This is a genomic window from Hwanghaeella grinnelliae, assembly GCF_004005845.1.
Taxonomy (GTDB): domain Bacteria; phylum Pseudomonadota; class Alphaproteobacteria; order UBA8366; family Aestuariispiraceae; genus Hwanghaeella; species Hwanghaeella grinnelliae.
The window spans coordinates 721,666-737,170 of the sequence record NZ_SADE01000001.1; the positions used below are offsets into that span (position 1 = coordinate 721,666).

The window sequence follows — 15,505 nt, forward strand, 5'->3', positions numbered from 1 at the left end:
AAGTCGGCTTACGCGTCGCCTTCCGGGTCCAAGGGATCGCGTGTTGCCCGCTCACCCGGTTTGTATACGGCCAGCACGATTGCGACCGCTGAAACCGCAATGCCCAGGATGATGAATTGGAACGACACGAAATGCCTGACATGCATCTGGTTCGCGCCAAGCACGGCGAGGGCGGCAATAATGGCGAGGGCCAGGATCCAATAAACAGGACGGCCGATGAAGAGGGTTGAGAGTTTCATCGTGCGGTCTCCGGCATCGAACGTTGACGGGTATATGTGAAGAAAACGATCCCGGCGGCGCCGAGTACGGGAAGAATGAAGCCCGGAACCCCCGGTATGACGTCTTCCAACGGCGGCATCAGCGCCATCAGCGACAAGACGGTGAGGATGGCCCTGGTAATGGGGGGGACGCGGCCCCTGAACCAGCCTTCCAGCACGACGGACAGGCCCCACAGGCTTATGAAGGCCAGGATGCCGGAAAGGATTGTCAGCCAAACCGGACCTTCGAAAAGCAGGGCAGGGTTATAGACGAAGGCGAAGGGAACCAGATATTTGGCGATGCCGATCCGGGCGGATTCCACGGCGGTTTCCATCGGCCTCGATCCGGCGATGGCGGCGGCTGCGAAGGATGCCAACGCAACCGGCGGCGTAATCGTCGACACGACGCCGAAATAGAAGGCGAACATATGGGCCGCCATCGGTGCCACATCCATTTGGATCAGGGAGGGAACGATCAACGCCGCGACGGTGATATAGACCGCCGTCGTCGTCATTCCCATGCCCAGGATGATGGCGGCGATACCGGTCAAGGTCAGAAGGATGAACAGATTGCCGTCGGCGATGCCGATGACTTCGTTAGTAAACTTCAGCCCCAAACCGGAAACGAAGATGGACCCGATGATGATACCGGCGCAGCCGCAGGCAACCGTAACCGGCATCGCCGCGCGAACGCCCGATTCCAGGGCGGCCAGCAGATCGACCGGGCTCAACCGGGTCAGCGGGTCACGGAAGCTGAGCGCAACCAGGGCGACGATGGCCCAGAAGGCGGACATCATCGGCGAATAACCCATGCCCAGCAGCGCGAGCAGGACACCCAGTGTAAGCAACTGATGCCAGCCGTGCTTCAGTACGTGCCAGACCTTGGGCAGGGTACGGCGGTCGAGGCGTTTGATGCCGTCCTTTTCCGCTTCGATATCGACCATGAAATAGATGGTCGCGAAATACAGCAGCGTCGGGATGATCGCGGCGATGATGACGGTGAAATAACTGACCCGCATGAATTCCGCGATGATGAAGGCGGCGGCCCCCATGATCGGCGGCGTGATCTGCCCGCCGGAAGAGGCACAGGCTTCGACCGCGCCAGCGAATTTCGACCGGTATCCGAGTTTTTTCATCAATGGGATGGTGAAAGACCCGGTGGTCACCACATTGGCTACGGCGGAACCGGAAACCGTGCCCAGGAAGGCGCTGGCCACGACGGAGGCCTTGGCGGGGCCGCCGGTCCGGTGCCCGGTCAATGCGATGGCCAGGTCGATGAACATGCGCCCCGCGCCCGTCCGGATCAGGACAGCGCCGAAGATGATGAACAGCACGATATAGGTCGCGGCAACCGAAATCGGGATGCCGAAGATGCCTTCCGACCGGATAAAGACGATATCCATGTATTTCTTGAACGAGGTCGGCGGCCCATAGAGGAACCCGAAGAAGTAATTGGCGTAAAGCGTATGGGCGACGAAGAACAGGGTCACCAGCACCATCGGGATGCCGACCGCGCGCCGTGTCGTTTCCATGACCAATGCGATAAGCAAGGCACCGACCCATAGGTCGGAGGTGATAAGCGCGCCTTCCCGCTGATTGAAGGCATCCAGGTCGTAAAGCGTGTAGACCTGCACGCCCAGGATCGCCAAGACCATCAGCAGGTCCAAAGCGAACAATCCCCATTGCAGCGACGTTGTCGGGCGGACCGACCATTTTTCCCGGCCAAGCGGATAGAGCAGGACGGCGAGCACCATCATGCCGGTCAGATGCGTGGACCGGAAGGCGCGTGATTCCGGCGTGCCGAACAGCGCGATGAACAGATGGAAAAGCGCGAGCGAGATGGCGATGGTCGAAACGACGACAGCCAGCCATTTGATCACATCGAATCCACGCCGCATCAGCGCGGTTTCCAAGACCGAGTATTCACGGACCTCGTCGTAGTTGAGTGCTTCCGCGTCTGCTTCAGGGGCTGTGCTGGTGGTATCGGTCATGTCGGATCAAAACTTCGCATCGAAAAAAGGCCTGGTGTGAACCGGGGCCGGGGATATCAGGGGAAAACAGTGTCTTTTGAAGGCGAAAGGTCCCGAGGCGCACTGCCCCGGAACCTTTCACGCGCTTCAAGAAAAAGCCGGGTAGGCTTCTTACTTCACACCTTTTTCGTCATAGAAGCGCTTGGCACCCGGATGCACGTCCAGGGCGGCACCGAGCAGGGCGTTCTCGAGTTTGACGGTCTTCCAGACGTCCTTCACCTGAACCAGATCGTCGTGATGTTCCCACAGGGCCTTGGTGATTTCGTAGACAACGTCATCCGGCACGTCCGCGTTCACGACCATGATGGTGACGGCGCCCAGCGTCGGGACCGTTTTGCCTTCAAGCGACTTGTACTGCTCACCCGAAAGGTCGACCTGGATGTAACCGGGATTTTCCTTGCGGATACCGTCCAGAACCTCTTTGTCGACCGGCAGGAAGCGGATGCCGGGGCTGAATTCCAGATCCAGGAAGGTTGCCTGCGGGAAGCTGGTCAGTGCGGTATAGGCGTCGATATGGCCGTCCTTCATCAGCGAGACGGAGTCGGAATAACCGACATGGTGAACCGTACCGCCGGCGTTCTTCACATCGTCTACCGAATAGCCGTATTTGCTGAAGATCAGCTGGGCGGCGGCATAGCCGGACCAGGTGAGCTTGCCCGGGCTAAGGTTCTTGTCCTTCAGGTCGCCGTAGCCCTGGATATCCGAGTCCTTCGGAACCGCGGTCTGGATGGCGGCGGGGTAGAGCGTCGCCAGGTGGCGAATGTTCGGGTTCGCTGCCTTGAAGACCGGGGCGTTGCCCTTCAGACCGTCATAGGCGGTGTGGCCATAGGTCCAGCCGATTTCGGCTTCCTTGTTGTTGACGTCCAGCACGTTGCCGACGCCGCCGCCGGGACCGTTGGAAACGGCCAGTCCGTCGATGTCGTTGAAGATTTCCGCCATCTTGGCGCCCAGCGGGTACCAGCTGCCGCCGGACGGGCCGGAAGCAATGCGGATGAATTCGTCCGCCTGGGCGGCGACGTTGCCGGCCAGCACCAGCGGTGCGGACAGCATGAGAGCATGAATGAACTTCTTCATTTGGTTCCCTCCCTTGGGATGTCTGAGTTGTTCGGATCTTTTTCGGCTATCCGCTTATTATGGAGCCTTGTTCCGAAGCGGCCGGCCCTTTGATCGAGAGTATGAAGTGGACGGCCGGGATGTCAAATTAATGAACGGCGATTCACCGGGAACAGCACTGTTGTCCAAGGCGCCAAAACCGGGTGCCGGTCCGGGTATCCTTATTCGTTCGCGCCGGACATGTGGCGCGCGGCGATATAGCCGAACGTTACCGCCGGGCCGAGCGTGATGCCGCCGCCTGGATAGTTTCCGCCCATGATGCTGGCGGCGTCGTTCCCGGCGGCATAAAGACCGGCGATCGGCTTCCCCGAATCGTCCAGAACCTGGGCGTTCTCGTTGCAGCGCAGCCCGGCATATGTGCCCAGGTCACCCATCACGAGTTTCACCGCGTAGTAAGGACCGGTTTCAATCGGGGCGACGCAGGGGTTTGGTTTGTGTTCCGGGTCCCCCAAGGAACGATTGTAAGCGGTCGTGCCGCGGCCGAATTCCGGGTCTTCGCCCTGCCGGGCCGGGCCGTTGAAGCCCTCGACCGTTTTGGCCAATTGGGCAGGGTCGACGCCGATCTGTTCGCCCAGTTCGGCCAGCGTCTTGCCGCGGAACAGATAGCCTTTCTTGATGTGATGCTCGTAAGGCACCGGCGCGGGCTTCACATAGCCAAGCCCGTATTTGCGCAGGGTTCGATGATCGCAAATGAAGAAGGCGCAGATTTCCCCACCTTCCTCGTTGCAGCGTTTGGTCATCGATTGGCCGAAATCGTGATAACTGTTCGACTCGTTGCAGAACCGTTTACCGGATCGCGTGACGGCGATGACGCCCGGTTTCGACCGATCCACGAAATGCGGAAACGTGCCCAATGTGCCGTCCGGGCGCACGGGGCGGGAAATCGGAACCCAGGCTGCGGAATTGGGAAGGGTATCGTCCACCGTCGCGCCGACATCCTCACCCAGCCGCAAGCCGTCGCCGGTATTGCCCGGGGGCGCGGGGGAGGCATGTTCGTGCCCACTTTGTGCGTGCGGAAACAATTCTTTCCGGCGGACGGGGTCCTGCGGGAAACCGCCCGCGGCCAGTACGACGCCCTTGGCGGCATGGACTTCGACCGTGCCTTTCACGGTGTGCAGCACGGCGCCGGAAATCCGGCCGTCATCGCCCTTGATCAATTGCTTCACCGGCGCGCGGGTCCAGATTTCGCCGCCTTTGTCGAAGAGGGATTTCGCCAGCCGTGCCACCAGCGCGTTACCGTTCATCAACCGCATGGATCGGCCGTGGAAAAGTAGGTCCCGTCCGAATTTCAGGAGAAGTTTGGCGACGAAAAAGGCCGAGATGGGCGACCGCGTGACATTGAAGAAATGCAGCAGTTCCTTGCCCGTGCCAATCATCATGCCGACGAAGGTTATTTCCGCCAGTGGCGGCCGCAGGCGTTTGATCTCCGGGCCCAATTCACGCCCGTCAAAGGGGCGCGCGACAATTGAGCGGCCGGCGTCCATGCCGCCAGGCGCGGTCGGGTGATAATCGGCGAAGGTGGGGCCCAGGTCGAATTGCAGACTGGTCTTTTGTTCGAAGAAATCGACCGCCTTCGGCCCAGCTTCCAGGAAGGCCTGCACGCGGGCTTCGTCATAATGCGCGCCCGTCTCGTGTTTCAAATACTCGGTGGCTTTTTCTCGGCTGTCGTCGATGCCCGCGCGCACAGCAGGCGCGTTGCAGGGAATCCACATCCATCCCCCGGACCGCGCGGATGTGCCGCCGTAGACCGGTTCCTTCTCGACGACGAGAACCTTCAAACCGCGATGAGCAGCGCAGACGGCGGAAGCCAGGCCGCCCGCGCCGGAGCCCACCACAAGAACGTCGCAGTCGTAAGAAGTGGCCGCCATCGCTGTTTCCATCCCGATTTCTTGCTTCGTGCGCTGCCCGCGTGGGGCACGAATGCTGATTTGTTGACCGCAGTGCAGCACATGGGGAATAGGGCGTGCAAGGCGGTCGAGACGGTCCCGGTCACAACACGGTTGCCGCCGGCAACCCGTGCCCTCAGTCTATAACTGGCGGAAAACGGAGGGTAGGGGCATGGCGAAGATCGGTTTGGTGATTTTCGACGGGTTTACGGACATAGACCTTTTCCTGCATTGGGATTTGCTGAACCGGCCCGTCACAATGTTTCCGGACATGGTGTCCCGGGAATGGTCGGTGAAAATCCTGGGCACGGCACCAATGCACCTCTCCGCCGCTGGGTTGGAGACGAAAACGCATGGCCGTGTGGCGGAGGCCCGCAACTGTGATGCGGTCATCCATACCAGCGGCCCGTTGACCCGAAACTTGATGAAGGATGAGGGCTACTTGGAAACGCTGGCGCTGGATCCGGAACGGCAATTGGTCGGCTCGCAATGTTCGGGCGCGTTGATTCTGGCGGCGAGCGGTTTGCTGGCGGGCCGCACGGCAACAACCTATCCGACGGCGGTCGGCCATCTGCGCGAATTGGGGGCGGTTCCGGTGGAAGAGCCTTTCGTGCTGCATGACGCAGACAATATCGCGACCGCCGCCGGTTGCCTGGCCGGTGTCGACCTTTCGCGTTGGATTCTCGACCGTTTGATCAATGCGGAGGCTGCGGAAAGATGTGTCGCTTCCGCAAGTGCAATTGGGGGCGGTCTGTCATTTTCTAAAGCGTAAGATACCCCCCATCCACCGGCAGTAGGGCGCCGGTGACGTAGCTGGCGGCGTCGGAGGCGAGGAAGAGGATCGGGCCGACCAATTCTTCGGGCTCGCCGACGCGGCCCATCGGGGTATGCGCCAGGAACCGGGCGATGGCGTCGGGATTGTCGCGGGTCGCCTGGGTCATCGGCGTGGCAATCACACCGGGTAGCAGCGCGTTCACACGCACCCCCTTGGGGGCCAATTCGGCGGCCAATGCCTTGGTGAATTGGCCGACTGCGCCCTTGCTGGCGGCATAGGCCGTCAGGCCCGGCCCCGATGTGACCGACATGATCGATCCCAGATTGACGATGCTGCCCTTCGTTTCGATCAACTGCTCCAGAAAGGCGCGCGCCATATGCCGTGTGCCGTCCACGTTTACGGCGAAGACTTTTGCCCAATCGTCGGGATGCGCCGCTTCATCGATCGGCGTGCGGTGGATGACACCTGCATTGTTCACCAACAGTTTGGCTGGTCCCAACGCGGCACACGCGGCTTTGGCGAAGCCCTGCGCGGCATCGGCATCCGTAACGTCCAAGCGCTGCGCGAAGGCTTTCCCGCCGGCCGATACAATGTCCTGCGCCACGGCGGCGACCGCCGCTTCGTTGATATCCGCCAGGGCGACGGCCGCGCCGGATTCAGCCAAACCCCGCGCGATAGCGGCCCCATTGCCTTGCCCCGCGCCGGTCACAATAGCGACCGACGACCCTATACCAACCATGTTCCTCTCCCCGGCATTTCGCTCTGGCTTCGCATACCCTTAATGGGAGCGTTGTCGGCAGACTATCCGTGCCCGCAAGGGATGTCAGGTATCTGCGTGGCGCGCGATATCTCTACGAAAATCAGGGTTTGGCGCGGAAACAAAGGGGCTGACAGAAAAATACCGCAGGTTTCATCATAACTTCATTGAAAAGTTTACAATTAATTAGAAGATTCGTACTTTAGAATAATCGCTGCACTTTGGCGCGCTGTAACGATTGGGACAAAAAAGCAGAACAACAATCGACAGTCGGACACGGTTTGGGGAAGCACGCCGCAGCCGACTAGGAGGAAATGCAATGGTGGGGCGCATCGGGGGACTGGACCGGATCAAGGGCCGACTATTCTTGGCATTCGGCACCGTGACTGTCTTGACGATCGCGGCGGGCGTCGTCGCATTGAAGGGTTTCGATACAGTTGAAAGCAGTTTTTCGTCGGTCACGGAACGCTCTATACCGACGATGGAAACGGCGCTGGAATTGGCGCGGGGAAGCGCGGAACTTTCCGCTGCTGCGCCCAGCCTGTCGACGGCGACCAGCATCGAGGACAGCGACAATATCCAAGCGGAACTCAAGGGCAGGCTATCCCGCATTACTGAATTGATCGGGCGGCTCGCTGCGCTGTCGGGGAACGGGGGCGGACAAGATCAGCTGACCGGGTTGGTCGACCGTTTCGGCACTGTGATCAGCACCCTGCACGACGAGGTGAATGCCGGGCTTGCCGCAGAGTCGAAGTTGCGCGACGCCACAATCGGTGTGGCGCAAGTCCACAATACTTTGCTTGAGAAGATCGCCCCCATCCTCGCCGCTGCTCAGGCGGAGGTTGGCAAAGGGTCGGCGGGACTCAGTCTCGGCGGTGTGCAGGCGGTCAACAAATTGACGGGCGAAGACCTGCCGCGGTTGACTGCGCTGTATGAACTTCAGTCCGGTATTGGCCAAGCGATCACAATGGTCGCCACGGGGGCGCCGGACGATAATCGGACGGCGATTTCCGAGGCGTTGGCGGCATCCGTCGCGAAACTGACGAAAAAGCATGAATATCCGGACCTTGCCGCTTCGGTCGAAGGCTTCGTCGCGACGATGGGCGCGGGCAACCTTGTCGCCCTGCTCGATCGGGAAGGGCCGATGCGGGCACAGATTGAAGAGCAGCGCGCGGCATTGGCCAAGGAACTTGCAGACGCCATGCAGCAATTCATGATCGATAATTCGGTACGCGGTTCGACGCTGGTCAATACGTTGGTGAAGGAGGTCGGGACGCTGCTTAAGATCGAGGCCAATGCGAACCGCGCGGCCGGGCTGCTCAGCACCACTGCCAACCTGAATGACGCAGGGCAGATCGCGGAGTTGGAAGAAGCTTTGCTGCTGGCCATACGACAAACCTTGTTCGAGATCGGCGAATTGCAGAACAAGGAATTCGCTGAGGAACTCAAAGCCGTCGCCGAGACGTTCAACGGCCTTGCGGAAGGGGAGGGCGGCATCGTTCAGATGCGCCAATCCTACCTTGCTGCAAAAGACCGGGCCGCGGCGGCGCTGGGAGAGGCTCGCGAGGTTTCGGCGGCCTTCTCGGCGGCCGTAAACGATATTGTCGAAGGCGCCAGGGCCGAGGTTCGATCCGGCAATGAAGCGATTGCTGACGCTTTCGATAACAGCAAGAGCCTGTTGACGGTCATCGTCGCGGTCAGCGTTCTGGTGGCGCTTGCCATCGCATGGCTGTATGTCGGGCGGAATGTCGGCCGCAGGTTGGATGAACTTACCAAGGCGACGCGGGCCGTCGCCGATGGCGATCTCGACACCGAGATCAATTTCACCGGTAAGGATGAAATCGCCGAAATGGGCGAGGCGCTGTTGGTCTTCAAGGACGGATTGGCAAATGCGCGGCTGGCCGATGAACGCGCCGCGAAGGAGCGTGAGGAAGCCGAGCGGAAACGCCGGACCGAGATGCACAAGATGGCCGATGAATTCGATGCAGGCGTGGGCGGCGTCGTCCGTGCCTTGGCTTCGGCATCGTCGGACCTTCAGGTTGCGTCCGAGAAAATGACCGGTGCGGCGGAAAATACCAGTCAGCAATCGGCCATCGTTGCCTCGGCCGCCGGCGATGCGTCGAATAACGTGAATACGGTGCGGTCCGCCTCGGAAGAACTGACCGCGTCGATCCTTGAGATCAGCCAACAGGTCCAACAGTCTTCGCAGATTGCCGCGCAGGCGGTGCAGGACGCCAGCGACACCGATAACCGGATCCAAAATCTGGCGCGGGCCGCCGACAAGATTGGCGAAGTGGTCGCGTTGATCACCGATATCGCCGAGCAGACGAACCTGCTCGCTCTGAACGCTACCATCGAAGCGGCCCGCGCGGGGGATGCCGGCAAGGGCTTCGCGGTCGTGGCCTCGGAAGTGAAGAGCCTCGCGACGCAAACGGCGAAGGCAACGGAAGAGATCAGCGGCCAGATTCAAAACATCCAATCCGCGACACGGGATTCCGTGCAGGCCATACAAAAGATCAGCGAGACGATCGGCCGGATCGACTCGATCGGGTCCACGATTGCTTCGGCGATCGAGGAGCAAGGGGCCGCGACGCAGGAAATTTCCCGCAACGTGGACGAGGCGGCGCAGGGGACCGGGCAGGTTTCCGCCAGTATCGACAATGTGACCTCGGCTGCATCGGAAACCGGGCAGGCGGCGGAGCAGATCCGAACCTCGTCGCAGGAGTTGTCCAAACAGTCCGACGTTTTGCGCGCGGAAATGAACAAGTTCCTCGAGCAGGTCCGCGCCGGTTAGGTGGGATCTGTGCAGGCGTCCGCAAGCCCTATCCCGTCATGCTTATGTGAAGCCTTTAAGCGGTAAGGGATAAGCAGATTAGGAAAAATGGCGGAGAGACCGGGACTCGAACCCGGGGACCGCTTTAAGACGGTCACGGATTAGCAATCCGCTGCATTACCACTCTGCCATCTCTCCAAGCCATGACACCGTCCGCCGGGTTGGGCGGGGTGTCGAGCGGTAAGCCGCGTGCTTAAGGGTGACGGCGGGTGATGTCAATCCGATTCCGGTCCGATTTCAGGGGCTGAATCCCGGCATGCCCGGATGCCGTCCCCGGCGATGCAAAAAATACGGTCCAAAGGACGCACCGGCCGTTCTTTGCCCCCTGCCTTCAATCACCGTACATCGCATTACGTCGCCGGCGCGACGGAAGCGGTGCAGGCCGCGTCGGATAATTCCGTGCCGGCATATCCGGCGCCTTGAGGGACCAACCGAAGGACCAGGCCGGGCGCATCCGGCGCCTGGATGGAAAGGCCCTTATCCGTCGCTATAGTCGCGAACCGCTGCACATTCGCCCACATCCAGACTTCCGTGCTGCTGACGACGCCGAAATACTGAACTTGGGCGTCGTCGGTCATTTCAAACGCGGTTCCGTCCTGGGCTAAGTCGAAATCTCCCACCGGAAGACCGCAATCGGCCGCGGCTGCCACGCTGACCTTGCCCGGCAGTTGGATCGGCGCGTCGATTGTGCCCAACTGTTCGTGGGCGAATTGCGTGATATGGACATTCAGGATCTGCGCGATGTGGAGCGGCAGTGTCGTTGTCGTGCCGTCCGGATTGTGTTGCGTATGCTGGGCCAGCGATAGCTGCTGGTTCTGCTGCGCCGGGGGCGCGTTCCGGAATGCGCCGAGGATGGTCGCGCGTTGAAGTTCGATTGCGATCAAAGCGTCCCATGCCGACATGAACTCCTGGGCGTAGTCGTCTGCGGGCAAAGCCTGCTCCCGCACCGTGTTGCGCATCTCATCGCTGACGCTTTTCAACTCGCCCTGCATATAGGCGAAATCCTCGCCCAGAATGGCCCTAAGGCGGTCCAGATACAGGCCCTTTGTCATAATGGACGGATCGTTGATCTGGACGCGGACCGGCTTTTCATCCTGCGCGGCGGCAGAGTGAATGGCCGGGGGGGCGAATTGGGTGGCGCTCAAGACGGAGACCACCGCCAGGAGCTTGAATACTGAGCGGAAATGCAAGGGAAAGACCTTTCAAACTGTCAAATCGCGAATGGCGTGGTTTTGCGTTCGGTATAGTCCACAGGATATCTGGGCCCGCTTGGCCGGCAAAGCAAATCCCGGGGAAGATCGTGGGCCGAGTGGAGCGTTGAACCCCTTCCTCTCCGGCCCTTGCCACCCTTGCGGGGCTTGCTAAGTATCGGCTGGGCTTCTATGTCCCTGGCCCGACGCATTGGCGGAGACTGGAATTCAGCATGACCATGACCGTGGACGAACTTGTCGAGAGTTTCGAGTTCTTCGATGATTGGGAAGATCGCTACGCCTATGTCATCGACCTCGGCAAAAAACTGCCGCCGATGCCCGAGTCCGAGATGGTCGAGGAAAACAAGGTGCGCGGCTGCATGAGCCAGGTTTGGCTGGTCTGCGAAAAGGACGTGGCCGCCGCCCCCCCTGTTCTGCGGTTCCGCGCCAATTCCGATGCCTTCATCGTGAAGGGCCTTATCGCCATCCTGCTGGAACTTTATGACGGGCAAACGCCCGCGTTCATTCTGGAAACCGACGCGCTCGACGTAATGGGCCGTATCGGCCTGGACCAGCATTTGAGCCCGAACCGCCGTAACGGTTTGGTTGCGATGGTGGAGCGTATCAAGAAAATCGCGGCTGAAGCCAACTAGGCCTGAAAATCATTTTTGTTTGAGTTTTCCGGTCCCCGGTTTGCTGCCGAAATGATGCCTTGGCCGGGTTGTTTTGCATGTTTGGTTGTTTCCTTTTCGTTAACGAATGCTGTTTAGCGTACCTCTCCTGACGGTGCGATCGCGCCGTTTTCAAAGAACGTCGGTTCCGGGAAAAGAGGCACTCAGACGGGTGCACGACCGAGGCGGAACAATTCCTAGGGGGGAACGATGTCTGACGACGAACAGGTCCACGAGACCGAAGATCAAAACGAAAATGACGGTGCCTCCGGCAAGCGTAAAGGCGTCGGTATTGCAGCGAAACTCATGGGGGCCTTTGCCGTCTGCACACTGCTGACGGTGGTGGTGTCCGGCCTTGCCTGGTTCAATGTGGGCCGGATTGGCGGCCTGTTCGAACAGACGGTCGGCGAAAGCGTCCCCAAGATCGTAAATTCCGCCGAACTTGTTGTCGGCGCGAACCGGGTGGCGGCGGGCATGCCGGACTTGGCCTTTGCGGGTAATGACGAACACCGTCAGGCGGCCTATTCGGCGCTCGATACCGGCATTCAAAATCTTCAAGCGGGGGTAGCTGAGATCGGCGCGACGACGCTTGAACAGAGTGTCGCGGAACTTCGTGCCCTCCTTACCACGGTGGATGCCGGGGTGCGCGCGCGGTTCGGGGTCGAAGAGCGCATCGCCGAGAAGGTGGCCCTCATAAAGGCCTTGTCCGAGAAAGGATTGTCGGTCATTCCGCCGCTGGTCACCAAGGCCAATGTCGATGTGATTTCAGCGACGGATACCATGTACGACATGGCCGACGAGCAAGGCGCGAACGCTGATGTTGAAGAAATCATCGATGCGGGACAAAGCCTTATCATGCAGCGGTTGCAGCCGCTTCGGGCCTCTCTGGACCTTCAGTCGAGCCTCACTCAGTCCGTCAGCATTCTGAACCGCGCGGTGAACGAGACAACCGAGGAAGAGGTCGTCGCCAGCGCCAACGAATACCTGGCTGTGCTGGGCAAACTGACGGCCGTTCTGGTTAAATTTGACGAAAGCCCGCAGGCGCCGGCCTTGAAGGAAGTGCTCGACGGGCTTATCGCACTTGGCGACACGACGGACGGTCTGTTTGCCGTGGTCGTGGAAAAAATAAGACTGAAGCAGGAAGCGGACGCGCTACTGACCAAGCAGGAAGCGTTGCTGAAAGGCCTTCTAACCGAAGCGGACGGGATCGTGACCGCGGCTCGGCAAAGCGCCGCGCAGGATGGCGAAACGGCCCTCGTAACCGTTGAAAACACCAAGATGCTCAGCATTGCGCTTGGCATCGTTGCGGTTGTGGTCGCGGCGGCCATAGCCTGGTTCTTCGTCCATGCGAACCTGGTCCGGCGCTTGACCGCGATGGTCGCTTCGATGCGCAAAATAGCGGATGGCGACCTAGACACCGATATCCCAGCGGGTGGCACCGACGAAATCGGGACGATCGGGGAGACCCTGGAAGTCTTCCGGGAAAACTCTCGCGAGGTTTTGCGGGCATCTGAACAAAGACAGGTCGAGCGTGACCGGGCAGCGGCGGAACGCAAGACGGCGATGAACGATTTGGCGAATAATTTTGACCAAACCGTCAGCGGTATCGTTCAACGGGTCGGCGAAATGTCGTCCATCGTTCGCGGCGCGGCAGAGGGCATGAACGCCTCGGCCGGGACTTCGAAGCAGGAATCGACAGAAGCGGCCAGCCTGTCGAGCCAGATGAACGACACGATGCAGACCGTGTCTTCCGCGACTGAGGAAATGGCCGCATCCATCGGCGAAATCAGTCAACAGGTTAGTAAATCGGTGGAAATCGCCGGCCGTGCGGTGGCCGAGGTCAATAGTACGGACCGGCAAATCTCTGAACTGTCGACGGCGGCGGACGAGATCGGCAGTATCCTGGGCATCATTTCCGACATTGCCGAGCAGACCAACCTGCTTGCCTTGAACGCCACGATCGAAGCGGCGCGGGCCGGTGACGCGGGCAAGGGGTTTGCTGTGGTCGCAAATGAAGTGAAAAGCCTGGCCAGTCAGACAGTCAAGGCGACGGACCAGATTGCGGAACAGATCGCGACCATGCAGGCATCGACGAAAGGGGCGGTACAGGCCGTCTCGGGCATCGGTGAGATCGTGGCCGAAATCGACAGCATTTCCAGTGCGATCGCTGGGGCGGTCGAGGAGCAGGGCGCGGTCACACAGGAAATTGCCCGCAGCGTTTCTGAAAGCTTCCAGTCCTCCACCCAGATGTCCGAAAGCGTGAACCGTGTCGCCGAAGCCTCGGAATCGGCGGGACAACAGGCCGGTCAGTTGCTCGAAAATGCAGCGGAGATGACCGAGCTTTCAGGCGCTTTGAACCAGGAAATCGACCGTTTCGTGTCTTCCGTTCGGGCTTGATCGGCTGATTCTACCGAGCATTTGCGCGCGGGTTTTCCGGATACGTCCGGTAGACCTGCGCGCTTTGCATTTTCACATGGGCCCTTTCGCCCTATATGGTATGGGACACGCAAAATTTTGTAAGGGCGGCTAGGTCGCCCGCATTTAAGGGATGGAGAGCAGGTCATGACCGCTGAAGCCGCCGGAACCCAGCAGGATGCGCCTGAGGCGCGGCACATGAACCTAGAGCCGGTCGTGGCCAAGCTTACACGGCTGTTCGGCGACCGCGCCACCACGGCGGCGTCGGTGCGGGATCATCACGGCCATGGTGAGGGGTATTTCCCGACCCGCGCCCCGGATATGGTCATCTTTCCGCACACGACCGAAGAAGTGTCCGATGCGGTCAAGGTCTGCGCGCTGCATAACGTGCCGATCGTTCCCTTCGGCACGGGCACGTCGCTGGAAGGTCATGTTGCAGCGGTCGAAGGCGGTGTCTGCATCGACCTCTCCCAGATGAACTCGGTGGTCGAAGTGAACGACGAAGATCTGGACTGTAGGGTCCAAGCCGGGGTCACGCGCAAGCAGTTGAACGAACACCTTCGCGACACGGGACTGTTCTTTCCGATCGATCCGGGGGCCGATGCGTCGATCGGCGGTATGGCTTCAACACGGGCTTCGGGCACCAATGCCGTTCGTTACGGGACGATGCGTGAAAACGTGATGGGGTTAACCGTGGTTACGGCCGATGGACGCATCATCAAAACCGGCGGGCGTGCGCGGAAGTCTTCCGCCGGGTACGACCTGACGCGGATATTCGTCGGGGCCGAGGGCACGCTGGGGATCATCACCGAAGTTCAATTGCGGCTCTATGGCATACCCGAGGCGATCACCAGCGCGGTCTGCCAATATCCGGATATGGAATCCGCGGTGAATACCGTGATCATGACCATTCAGTTGGGCATTCCGGTCGCGCGTATCGAATTTCTGGACGATGTGCAGATGCAAGCCTGCATCGATTATTCGAAGCTGGAAGGCTACGAAGGGAAGCCTACCTTGTTCTTCGAATTCCACGGCACGGAGGCAGGCGCCGCGGAGCAGGCGGAACAGGTGAAGGCTATTTCCGACGATCTGGGCGGAAGCGCTTTCCAATGGACCGCCAAGGCCGAAGACCGGACACATCTGTGGCAGGCGCGGCACGATGCCTATTACGCCGCCTTGGCGCTGGCGCCGGGCAAGAAAGGGATCGCGACGGATGCCTGCGTACCGATCTCCCGACTTGCCGAGGCTATCCTGGACACGAAGAAAGATATTGAAGAATCCGGCCTCGTCGCGCCGATCGTCGGTCATGTCGGCGATGGCAATTTCCATCTCGTCCTGCTTTATGATGAGGGCGACAAGGAAGAATTGGGCCGCTGCAAGGCATTGATCGAACGGATGAACCACCGTGCCATCGCCATGGGGGGCACCTGCACCGGCGAGCACGGCATCGGCATGGGCAAAAAGCATTTCCTGGTTGCCGAGCATGGCGATGCGGTCAGCTATATGCGGCAGGTGAAGAAGGCTTTCGACCCGGAAAACATTATGAATCCGGGGAAGATGGTCAGTCTCTAACCGGTT

At 60.2% G+C, this 15,505-nt stretch carries 11 protein-coding genes and 1 tRNA gene; 5 read left to right on the forward strand and 7 right to left on the reverse strand.

The window, feature by feature from the left end:
- Positions 1-8: 8 nt before the first annotated feature.
- The 4 genes from EOI86_RS03225 to EOI86_RS03240 form a co-directional block, all read right to left on the reverse strand.
- The gene (locus tag EOI86_RS03225; RefSeq protein ID WP_127763689.1) at positions 9-239 is read right to left on the reverse strand and encodes a hypothetical protein; all 231 of its coding nucleotides are present in this window, start codon (positions 237-239) and stop codon (positions 9-11) included.
- On the reverse strand, positions 236-2,248 hold the full coding sequence (locus EOI86_RS03230; protein ID WP_127763690.1) for a TRAP transporter permease: 2,013 nt from the start codon (positions 2,246-2,248) through the stop codon (positions 236-238). Before EOI86_RS03230 ends, EOI86_RS03225 begins: the two co-directional genes overlap by 4 nt.
- 150 nt (positions 2,249-2,398) lie before the next feature.
- Positions 2,399-3,361 (reverse strand): TAXI family TRAP transporter solute-binding subunit, encoded by a 963-nt coding sequence (locus EOI86_RS03235; RefSeq protein WP_127763691.1) that lies wholly within the window; start codon positions 3,359-3,361, stop codon positions 2,399-2,401.
- A gap of 200 nt (positions 3,362-3,561) precedes the next feature.
- Positions 3,562-5,268 (reverse strand): FAD-dependent oxidoreductase, encoded by a 1,707-nt coding sequence (locus EOI86_RS03240; RefSeq protein ID WP_127763692.1) that lies wholly within the window; start codon positions 5,266-5,268, stop codon positions 3,562-3,564.
- 190 nt (positions 5,269-5,458) lie between these two features.
- Between EOI86_RS03240 and EOI86_RS03245 the strand changes: the two genes are divergently transcribed.
- Positions 5,459-6,058: a DJ-1/PfpI family protein gene (locus EOI86_RS03245; RefSeq protein WP_127763693.1), complete on the forward strand. Its 600-nt coding sequence runs from the start codon at positions 5,459-5,461 to the stop codon at positions 6,056-6,058.
- On the opposite strand, the gene EOI86_RS03250 is transcribed toward EOI86_RS03245, so the two are convergent.
- Entirely contained in the window at positions 6,048-6,800 is a 753-nt protein-coding gene (locus EOI86_RS03250; RefSeq protein WP_127763694.1) for an SDR family NAD(P)-dependent oxidoreductase, read from the reverse strand. The two genes, EOI86_RS03245 and EOI86_RS03250, sit on opposite strands and share 11 nt — an antisense overlap.
- A 337-nt stretch (positions 6,801-7,137) precedes the next feature.
- On the opposite strand from EOI86_RS03250, the gene EOI86_RS03255 reads away from it, so the two are divergent.
- On the forward strand, positions 7,138-9,612 hold the full coding sequence (locus EOI86_RS03255) for a methyl-accepting chemotaxis protein (RefSeq protein WP_127763695.1): 2,475 nt from the start codon (positions 7,138-7,140) through the stop codon (positions 9,610-9,612).
- 88 nt (positions 9,613-9,700) lie between these two features.
- On the opposite strand, the gene EOI86_RS03260 is transcribed toward EOI86_RS03255, so the two are convergent.
- Together EOI86_RS03260 and EOI86_RS03265 are read right to left on the reverse strand one after the other, a co-directional pair.
- Positions 9,701-9,789, reverse strand: a tRNA-Ser gene (locus EOI86_RS03260).
- A gap of 212 nt (positions 9,790-10,001) precedes the next feature.
- Positions 10,002-10,796, reverse strand: coding sequence for a hypothetical protein (locus tag EOI86_RS03265; protein ID WP_127763696.1), 795 nt, complete (start codon positions 10,794-10,796; stop codon positions 10,002-10,004).
- Between the two features lie 278 nt (positions 10,797-11,074).
- Here EOI86_RS03265 and EOI86_RS03270 point away from each other — a divergent pair, with 278 nt between their 5' ends.
- The 3 genes from EOI86_RS03270 to EOI86_RS03280 all read left to right on the forward strand — a co-directional run bounded on the left by EOI86_RS03270 (position 11,075) and on the right by EOI86_RS03280 (position 15,499).
- Positions 11,075-11,494: a SufE family protein gene (locus EOI86_RS03270; RefSeq protein WP_127763697.1), complete on the forward strand. Its 420-nt coding sequence runs from the start codon at positions 11,075-11,077 to the stop codon at positions 11,492-11,494.
- A 228-nt stretch (positions 11,495-11,722) separates the two neighbouring features.
- The gene (locus EOI86_RS03275) at positions 11,723-13,909 is read left to right on the forward strand and encodes a methyl-accepting chemotaxis protein (protein WP_127763698.1); all 2,187 of its coding nucleotides are present in this window, start codon (positions 11,723-11,725) and stop codon (positions 13,907-13,909) included.
- Positions 13,910-14,125: 216 nt separating this feature from the next.
- Positions 14,126-15,499 carry an FAD-binding oxidoreductase gene (locus EOI86_RS03280; RefSeq protein ID WP_205032149.1) on the forward strand — a complete coding sequence of 458 codons (1,374 nt, stop codon included), beginning with the start codon at positions 14,126-14,128 and terminating at the stop codon, positions 15,497-15,499.
- The last annotated feature ends 6 nt before the right edge of the window (positions 15,500-15,505 follow it).

Excerpts from the sequence above, each read along its gene's own strand:
- EOI86_RS03270 (WP_127763697.1), top strand. The coding sequence starts at position 11,075 with ATGACCATGACCGTGGACGAACTTGTCGAGAGTTTCGAGTTCTTCGAT.
- EOI86_RS03280 (WP_205032149.1), top strand. The coding sequence starts at position 14,126 with ATGAACCTAGAGCCGGTCGTGGCCAAGCTTACACGGCTGTTCGGCGAC.
- EOI86_RS03240 (WP_127763692.1), bottom strand. The coding sequence starts at position 5,268 with ATGGCGGCCACTTCTTACGACTGCGACGTTCTTGTGGTGGGCTCCGGC.
- EOI86_RS03250 (WP_127763694.1), bottom strand. The coding sequence starts at position 6,800 with ATGGTTGGTATAGGGTCGTCGGTCGCTATTGTGACCGGCGCGGGGCAA.
- EOI86_RS03235 (WP_127763691.1), bottom strand. The coding sequence starts at position 3,361 with ATGAAGAAGTTCATTCATGCTCTCATGCTGTCCGCACCGCTGGTGCTG.
- EOI86_RS03275 (WP_127763698.1), top strand. The coding sequence starts at position 11,723 with ATGTCTGACGACGAACAGGTCCACGAGACCGAAGATCAAAACGAAAAT.
- EOI86_RS03255 (WP_127763695.1), top strand. The coding sequence starts at position 7,138 with ATGGTGGGGCGCATCGGGGGACTGGACCGGATCAAGGGCCGACTATTC.
- EOI86_RS03230 (WP_127763690.1), bottom strand. The coding sequence starts at position 2,248 with ATGACCGATACCACCAGCACAGCCCCTGAAGCAGACGCGGAAGCACTC.
- EOI86_RS03225 (WP_127763689.1), bottom strand. The coding sequence starts at position 239 with ATGAAACTCTCAACCCTCTTCATCGGCCGTCCTGTTTATTGGATCCTG.
- EOI86_RS03245 (WP_127763693.1), top strand. The coding sequence starts at position 5,459 with ATGGCGAAGATCGGTTTGGTGATTTTCGACGGGTTTACGGACATAGAC.